This is a genomic window from Aliivibrio logei (assembly GCF_001691055.1).
GTDB lineage: Bacteria > Pseudomonadota > Gammaproteobacteria > Enterobacterales > Vibrionaceae > Aliivibrio > Aliivibrio salmonicida.
This window is the reverse complement of record NZ_MAJU01000024.1, coordinates 1-8,048: the sequence shown is the minus strand read 5'-3', so window position 1 is coordinate 8,048 and position 8,048 is coordinate 1. Positions and strand designations below refer to the sequence as shown.

Here is an 8,048-nt window from a genome sequence, read left to right as displayed (position 1 = left end):
AATGTTGATATAAGGGGGAGGTTAGGAGGGGTTGTTAGCGATTAAGTGTAATTTTTGTATATTCCAAATGCTTTTATTACCAACCCCCCTCTAACTCCCCCTTGTCTTAACTATTCCTATCTCATAATTATAGAGTTAAAGGGGGAGAACTATCTTTGTCGCTGCTATTAGAACAATTACTTTATGATCTTCCTTAAACCTGATCTTAATAATGTGGTGGTGGCGTTTCTTCTGATGCATCCGCCATACTTGACGTATCCATTGTTTTCATTTTACCTACGACAAATTTCATTTGAACTTGCATGTTGGTGATCAGCAATTGTTGTTGTGATAACGCATCGTTTAATTCATCAATTGTTTGTTCTTGGAACGCCATTTGGCATTCTAAATCACTGATTTTTAGTTCTAGTTGTTTTATGTCTGTTGTCATTCTTCTATCAACCACGCTTGAGCTATTCCGGCTGAGGTGGCTGAAATGACTCGTTGTTTTTTATCAATAGCGACATCATACACTACGGCTGTTGGTGGGCGTGCATCTTTTAGTGGTTCAGCTCGCCATTGTTCTTGTTTCTTACCTGAGGGTATATTCCATAATTTTATCGTGCCAGCAGGGGAACCGGTAACAAGATAATTGCCATCATCACTAAAACGGGCAGTAGAAAATACTTGCTGACGAGAAAAAGTACTCAATGTTGATATTTTTTGACCGGTTTTTAAATTCCAAATAAAGCCTTTATTTCCACCATCGGCAGTTAATGCAAATTTTCCATCACGCTGTAAAGCAATGCGGCTCACTCGTTTATCATGTTCAAAAGTATATATAATTTGCCCTGTAGTGGTATCCCAAAAATAAGCAAAATGGTCATTTCCTCCAGAGAGTGCAAATTTCCCATTTGCAGATAAGGCGACAGAGTTTACTTTTTCTCTATGAGCCAAAAACTCCAAACGGCGACCCGTTGCTAAATCAATATAAATCGCTTTACCGTTAGATAAGCCAAGTAGGACTTGCTGTCCATTACTTGAAATATCGACATCACGGATAATGCCATCAGAAATGGACCATAATCCTTCAGATAGGCCCATACCTAAATCCCAGACCGCAAAATTAGTTTGGGTTGCCGTAATAGCAAAACGAGAGTTGTCTGAAATCTTAATGTGGGAGACGACAGAATTAAGTTGGTCTTGCTTACCAAAATACGTTAATTCTTTATTCTCAATGAGATCCCAAAAATGGAGGCCACTTTTTTTATTTAATTGAGGATTTTTATCTTTGGGGTGAGGTTTTACATAGAATAGAGCAAAACGTGCGTCTCTACTTAAAGCGAAACTGGTGGTTCCTTCAGGGGCCATCTCCCAACGTTGAACGTCAGAGTTATTAAAGAAACAGCCAGCTAATGTCAGTGTAATGACAAATATTGCAAGGTATTGAGAGATAACGCGCATCAAATTGAACTACTCGTTTGTAATGTGTCTATAAGTACTAGTATATTGTGATGAGCACTATTTCGCATCTTTATCTAAATAATTGAATAAGAAAATGAGGCAGCACCTCAAATAATTCGGAGTTTTGAAATGAAATCTATCTTTAAAGTATCGCTACTTGCTGCAACTGTTGCATTTGTTGTTGGTTGTCAAAAAGAAGAAGCACCAAAAACAGAGGCAACTACGTTACCTGCAACAATTGAAGCATCAGCAGAAGGCGCAACAGCATCAACATTTGCTTCTGAAGATGAAAAAGCGGGTTATGCAATTGGTGCATCATTGGCTAAATACTTAAACTCTAATTTAGAGAAACAAACAGAACTAGGTTTAGACCTGAAAAAAGCCGATGTGCTTGCTGGCGTAACGGATGTATTTAATGGTAAAGAACGTCTAACTGATGAGCAAATTCAAGGCGCTCTACAAGCATTAGATCAACGTGTTGCTGAAATCGGTAAAAAGAAAGCCGCAGCTGAATCTGAAGCAAACATTAAAGCGGGTGCAGATTACCGTGCTAAGTTTGAAAAAGAAGACGGCGTAATGAAAACTGAATCAGGTCTATTGTACAAAGTACTTACTCCTGCTGATGGCCCTAAACCAAAAGACACAGATACCGTCGTAGTTCATTACTCTGGTACGTTAATTGACGGCACTAAGTTTGATAGCTCTTACGATCGTAATCAACCAGCAACGTTCCCACTTAATGCTGTAATTCCAGGTTGGACTGAAGGTGTTCAACTTATGAATGTTGGTTCTAAGTACAAGTTCGTTATTCCTGCAGAACTAGGTTACGGCGCTCAAGGTAACCAAGCGATCCCTGCAAACTCAACATTGGTATTTGATGTTGAATTGCTAGAAATTAAAGACGCAGCAAAACCTGCAAAATAATCTTAGCGAAGATTAAATAATCTAAACTTTGTTTTAGATCACTGAATTAACCCCGGCACTTGCTGGGGTTTTTTATTTTCATGCAAATATTCTGATAAACTTGATGGAATTATTTTAAGCAACAGGTTCGATACCTATTTATTGTTATAAATCGGTATTAGGCACTCGTTGGGTAAACAGATATTAAGTTGGTGAATATGAACATTGAAACTGCTATAGAAGAGCGTTTATCTGAAATGAAGCCATTTACTGAATTTGATCATCATATCTTGCAGTCTTACGAAGCCGTCGTAGATGGTATCGCAAGTTTGATTGGCAATTATTGTGAAATCGTTCTGCATTCACTTGAAGATATAAATAAATCGGCTGTAAAAATTGCCAATGGTGAGAATACAGGCCGTAAAGTGGGTTCTCCAATTACGGATCTTGCTTTGCAAATGTTAAAAGATATTCAAAGATCAAAACGAAATTTTTCTCGTTCATACTTCACTCGTGCAAAGGGGGGTGTATTGATGAAGTCGATTACCATTGCGATCCGTAATGGTGACCAACGAATTATAGGCCTGCTTTGTATCAACATAAACTTGGATGCACCATTTTCTCAAGTACTGCAATCTTTTATGCCAAGTGAAGAAGCAAATGAAGCCGCTTCGAGCGTCAATTTTGCGAGTGATGTTGATGAACTTGTTGATCAAACGGTAAAACGTACGATTGATGAAATTAATGCAGATAAAGAAGTGGGCAATAATGCGAAGAACAAACAGATAGTGATTGATCTGTATGATAAAGGTATTTTCGATATTAAAGATGCGATTAATCGCGTGGCTGATCAGCTAAATATTTCCAAACACACTGTGTATCTTTATATTCGTCAAAGAAAAATAGAGGATGGTGAGAAGTGAGTTTAACTTATGGCATAGTCGTCAATGGTTCAGCTTATGGTACCCAAGCATCAAGACAAGCGTATCAGTTTTCTAAAGCTTTGATTGAACAAGGCCATACATTAAAGAAAGTCTTCTTCTATCAAGATGGTGTGTTAAATGCATCTGCGCTGATTTTACCTGCAAATGATGAAGTGAATATTACAAAAGCGTGGCAACAACTTGCGAGTGAACATTCTATTGAGTTGGAAACTTGTGTTGCGGCAGCATTGCGTCGTGGTGTGATAGGGGAAGAAGAAGCAAACCAGCACAAACTTTCTCAACACAATTTAGCATCAGGTTTTCAACAGGCAGGACTCGGTGGTTTAGCGACTGCGTTGTTACGTTATGATCGTGTAATTCAATTTTAATCGCTTGGTTATCAGTCATTAGGAACATAATGAATAGACTTGGATTTGTATTTCAAAGCTCACCGCATTCAACGACGCAAGGAAGAGAGGGGCTGGATGCTATTTTAGCCGCATCTGCTTATAGTGACGATATTCACATATTTTTCGTTGGTGATGGGATTTTACAATTACTTAAATCACAAAAACCAGAGATGATTTTATCTCGTGATTATATTGCAGGGTTTAAAATGCTGGAATTGTATGATCTCGAAGATATATTTGTCGACAAAGCGGCATTAGCAAATCGTGGTATTACAGAAAGTCATTTATTGATAGATGCTCATCTTATTTCTATTGAAGATTTAAATGAAAAATTGTCACAATGTGACCAAGTAATGGTGTTTTGAGGGGAACGTATGCTTCATATTTTGACTAAAGTAGAAAACCTTCAAACAGTGCGAGTGAATGAATTACCGATTAATAAAGAATCAGATATAGTACTTTTAACGAAAGATTGCGTATATGCAGGCATTAATGATCATAAAGATCATTCTGTGATCCTTTCTTTTAAGCAGTGTTATATTTTGCAAGAAGATGCAGAGGCAAGAGGCGTTTTATCACTAATTAATAATAAAATTCAATTAGTTAATTACTCTTCTTTTGTTGTTTTGACCCAAGAGCGCTCACCGACAGCGACTTGGTAACTGTACGTGTTTTTGTCTAAATAACAGTTATTTTTAAATTGTTTATTAATAGTGCTGTATATTTCTTGACACATATCACGTTCAGCCTTAGAATTTCGCGTCCCTATTTCTATAGGGCTATAGATTTTTCAAAAGTTTTCGAACCCCTAATCAGGAGCTATTTTAATGGCAACTATTAATCAGTTGGTACGCCAGCCACGTGCAAAGCAAGTTGTTAAAAGCAACGTGCCTGCGCTAGAAGCGTGTCCACAAAAACGTGGTGTATGTACTCGCGTATATACTACTACTCCAAAAAAACCGAACTCAGCGTTACGTAAAGTATGTCGTGTTCGTCTAACTAACGGCTTTGAAGTTACTTCATACATCGGCGGTGAAGGTCACAACCTTCAAGAGCACTCAGTTGTTCTTATCCGTGGTGGTCGTGTTAAAGATTTACCAGGTGTGCGTTACCACACCGTTCGTGGTGCACTTGACTGTGCAGGCGTAAACGATCGTAAGAAAGGTCGTTCTAAGTACGGTGTGAAACGTCCTAAGTCTTAATGGAATCCGTTAAGTAAGGCCAAACACTATATATTTGTAATTTGAAGAAACTGAAAAGTTTTGGATAACCTGAAGACAACAACGGAGATATTCCATGCCACGTCGTCGCGTAATAGGCCAACGTAAGATCCTTCCAGATCCTAAGTTCAAATCTGAACTGTTGGCAAAATTTGTAAACATCGTAATGGTTGACGGTAAGAAATCAACTGCTGAAAAAATCGTTTACGGTGCACTAGAATTAATGGCTGAGAAATCTGGTAAAGATCACTTAGCTGTATTCGAAGAAGCTCTTGAAAACATTCGTCCATCGGTAGAAGTTAAATCTCGCCGTGTGGGTGGTTCAACTTACCAAGTTCCTGTAGAAGTACGTCCGGTTCGCCGTAACGCACTTGCTATGCGTTGGTTAGTTGAAGCTGCGCGTAAGCGTGGTGAAAAATCTATGGCTCAACGTCTTGCTAACGAAATGTTAGACGCGTCTGAGAACAAAGGTACTTCGGTTAAGAAACGTGAAGACGTTCACCGTATGGCCGATGCTAACAAAGCGTTTGCTCATTACCGCTGGTAATACCGAAGGTGCAGCAGTTCTTGCTGCACCTTACTTCCTTCTTTCCCATTTAGTTATACACTTAGTTATTATTGCTATTTCAGTGCAATTGCGTCGGAAATAGCAATAATCCCTAAGATAAGAGGATACAACTGTGGCTCGAAATACACCTATTGAGCGCTACCGTAATATCGGTATCTGTGCCCACGTAGATGCAGGTAAAACTACAACTACTGAGCGTATTCTGTTCTATACTGGCCTTTCTCATAAAATCGGCGAAGTTCATGATGGTGCTGCTACCATGGATTGGATGGAGCAAGAGCAAGAGCGTGGTATCACGATCACTTCAGCTGCAACGACCACCTTTTGGCGTGGTATGGATGCACAATTCCAAGATCACCGTATTAATATTATTGATACTCCAGGGCACGTTGACTTCACTATCGAAGTAGAGCGTTCACTGCGTGTTCTTGACGGTGCTGTTGTTGTATTTTGTGCTTCATCAGGTGTTGAACCTCAATCTGAAACCGTATGGCGTCAAGCTGATAAATACGGCGTGCCTCGTATCGTCTTCGTTAATAAGATGGACCGTGCTGGCGCAGATTTCTTACGTGTGATTGAACAAATTAAAAATCGTCTTGGTGCAAATCCTGTTCCTATCCAATTAAACATTGGTGCAGAAGAAGATTTTGGTGGAGTAATTGACCTTATCAAGATGAAAACAATCAACTGGAATGAAGCCGATCAAGGTATGACTTTCTCTTATGAAGAGATTCCAGCTGATATGCAAGAGCTTGCAGACGAATGGCGCCTAAACTTAGTTGAAGCGGCAGCGGAAGCGTCAGAAGAACTGATGGATAAATATCTTGAAGGTGAAGAGCTGACAGAAGCTGAAATTAAAAACGCATTACGCACACGAACGATCAATAATGAGATTGTTCTTGCGACTTGTGGCTCTGCATTTAAGAATAAAGGGGTTCAAGCTGTACTTGATGCCGTTGTTGAATTCCTACCGGCACCTATTGATGTTCCTGCAATCAAAGGTCTTGATGAAAATGACAATGAAGTTGAGCGTCATGCTGACGACAACGAACCATTTGCAGCACTAGCATTTAAAATTGCAACAGATCCGTTTGTAGGTACGCTTACCTTTATTCGTGTTTATTCTGGTGTCGTTAATTCTGGTGATGGCGTATATAACTCAGTAAAACAAAAACGTGAACGTTTTGGCCGTATTGTTCAGCTTCATGCAAATAAGCGTGAAGAAGTGAAAGAAATACGAGCGGGTGATATTGCTGCTGCAATTGGTCTAAAAGACGTAACTACAGGTGATACTCTGTGTGATCAGAACGCGAAAGTGGTTCTAGAACGTATGGAATTCCCTGAACCAGTGATTCAAATTGCGGTTGAACCAAGAACGCAAGCTGACCAAGAAAAAATGGGTGTAGCGCTTGGTAAATTAGCGGCAGAAGATCCATCGTTTAAAGTTGAAACCGATAAAGAATCAGGCCAAACATTGATTTCTGGTATGGGTGAACTACACCTAGATATCATTGTTGATCGAATGAAACGTGAATTTAGCGTTGAATGCAACGTAGGTAAACCTCAAGTTGCTTATCGTGAAACTATCCGTGGTAAAGCGGAAGTTGAAGGTAAATTCATTCGTCAATCTGGCGGTCGCGGTCAATATGGTCACGTATGGCTAAGAATTGAACCAGCTGAACATGATGCAGGTTTCGTATTCGTAGATGAAACTGTTGGTGGTAGTGTTCCTCGTGAATACATCAGCTCAGTAGCAAAAGGTATCGAAGAGCAAATGCATAACGGTGTGTTAGCAGGTTATCCTGTTCTCGACGTTAAAGCGACGCTGTTTGATGGTTCTTACCACGATGTTGACTCCAATGAAATGGCGTTCAGAATCGCGGGTTCAATGGCGTTCAAGAACGGTGCACTAGAAGCGCAGCCTGTTATTCTTGAACCTACAATGAAAGTTGAAATAACCACTCCAGAAGATTGGATGGGTGACGTGGTTGGTGATTTAAATCGCCGCCGTGGAATGATTGAAGGTATGGACGACGGTGTCGCTGGCCTGAAAATTATTCGTGCTCAAGTACCACTTTCTGAAATGTTTGGTTATGCAACATCTCTTCGTTCGGCGACACAAGGCCGTGCATCATATTCGATGGAATTCTCAGAGTACGGCGAAGTACCTAAGAATGTCGCGGATAGAATTATTGCTGAACGCGGATAAAATACTTTACACTATTGCGTCAAAGTCAATTGACGCATAAAATAGCAAATTCTGGCGCGCCTTATCATTGTCGGATAGGGTGCCTCATAACTAGGAAGGAACACGATCGTGTCTAAAGAAAAATTTGAACGTACGAAACCGCACGTAAACGTTGGTACAATCGGCCACGTTGACCACGGTAAAACAACTCTAACTGCTGCTATCTGTACTACACTTGCAAAAATTTACGGTGGCGTAGCTAAAGATTTCGCATCAATCGATAACGCTCCTGAAGAGCGCGAGCGTGGTATCACAATCTCAACTTCTCACGTTGAGTACGATACTCCTGCACGTCACTATGCACACGTTGACTGTCCTGGACACGCCGATTAT

General features: G+C 40.1%; 11 protein-coding genes. 9 read left to right on the top strand and 2 right to left on the bottom strand.

What is annotated here, in order from left to right; genetic code table 11:
• Positions 1–205: 205 nt before the first annotated feature.
• Together A6E04_RS15690 and A6E04_RS15685 are read right to left on the bottom strand one after the other, a co-directional pair.
• Positions 206–430, bottom strand: a complete 225-nt coding sequence (locus A6E04_RS15690; protein ID WP_012549138.1) for a SlyX family protein — start codon at positions 428–430, stop codon at positions 206–208.
• Positions 427–1,443, bottom strand: a complete 1,017-nt coding sequence (locus tag A6E04_RS15685) for a WD40 repeat domain-containing protein (protein WP_065611817.1) — start codon at positions 1,441–1,443, stop codon at positions 427–429. Before A6E04_RS15685 ends, A6E04_RS15690 begins: the two co-directional genes overlap by 4 nt.
• Before the next feature lie 129 nt (positions 1,444–1,572).
• Between A6E04_RS15685 and fkpA the strand changes: the two genes are divergently transcribed.
• From fkpA to A6E04_RS15640, 9 genes are all read left to right on the top strand, one after another.
• Complete coding sequence (fkpA, locus tag A6E04_RS15680) at positions 1,573–2,367, top strand: FKBP-type peptidyl-prolyl cis-trans isomerase (RefSeq protein ID WP_017020399.1); 795 nt, start codon at positions 1,573–1,575, stop codon at positions 2,365–2,367.
• Positions 2,368–2,564: 197 nt separating this feature from the next.
• Positions 2,565–3,269: a helix-turn-helix transcriptional regulator gene (locus A6E04_RS15675; protein WP_026025264.1), complete on the top strand. Its 705-nt coding sequence runs from the start codon at positions 2,565–2,567 to the stop codon at positions 3,267–3,269.
• Positions 3,266–3,658, top strand: a complete 393-nt coding sequence (tusD, locus tag A6E04_RS15670; RefSeq protein ID WP_065611816.1) for a sulfurtransferase complex subunit TusD — start codon at positions 3,266–3,268, stop codon at positions 3,656–3,658. The genes A6E04_RS15675 and tusD overlap by 4 nt, the downstream gene beginning before the upstream one ends.
• Before the next feature lie 29 nt (positions 3,659–3,687).
• Positions 3,688–4,044, top strand: a complete 357-nt coding sequence (gene tusC, locus A6E04_RS15665; protein ID WP_065611815.1) for a sulfurtransferase complex subunit TusC — start codon at positions 3,688–3,690, stop codon at positions 4,042–4,044.
• A 9-nt stretch (positions 4,045–4,053) separates the two neighbouring features.
• On the top strand, positions 4,054–4,341 hold the full coding sequence (gene tusB / locus A6E04_RS15660; RefSeq protein ID WP_017020397.1) for a sulfurtransferase complex subunit TusB: 288 nt from the start codon (positions 4,054–4,056) through the stop codon (positions 4,339–4,341).
• 165 nt (positions 4,342–4,506) lie between these two features.
• Complete coding sequence (rpsL, locus tag A6E04_RS15655) at positions 4,507–4,881, top strand: 30S ribosomal protein S12 (protein WP_012549145.1); 375 nt, start codon at positions 4,507–4,509, stop codon at positions 4,879–4,881.
• A gap of 94 nt (positions 4,882–4,975) precedes the next feature.
• The gene (rpsG, locus tag A6E04_RS15650; RefSeq protein WP_012549146.1) at positions 4,976–5,446 is read left to right on the top strand and encodes a 30S ribosomal protein S7; all 471 of its coding nucleotides are present in this window, start codon (positions 4,976–4,978) and stop codon (positions 5,444–5,446) included.
• A gap of 133 nt (positions 5,447–5,579) precedes the next feature.
• Complete coding sequence (fusA, locus tag A6E04_RS15645) at positions 5,580–7,676, top strand: elongation factor G (RefSeq protein WP_065611814.1); 2,097 nt, start codon at positions 5,580–5,582, stop codon at positions 7,674–7,676.
• 108 nt (positions 7,677–7,784) lie between these two features.
• Positions 7,785–8,048, top strand: a 264-nt coding sequence (locus A6E04_RS15640) for a GTP-binding protein (protein WP_244886287.1), incomplete at its 3' end; no start/stop codon positions are given.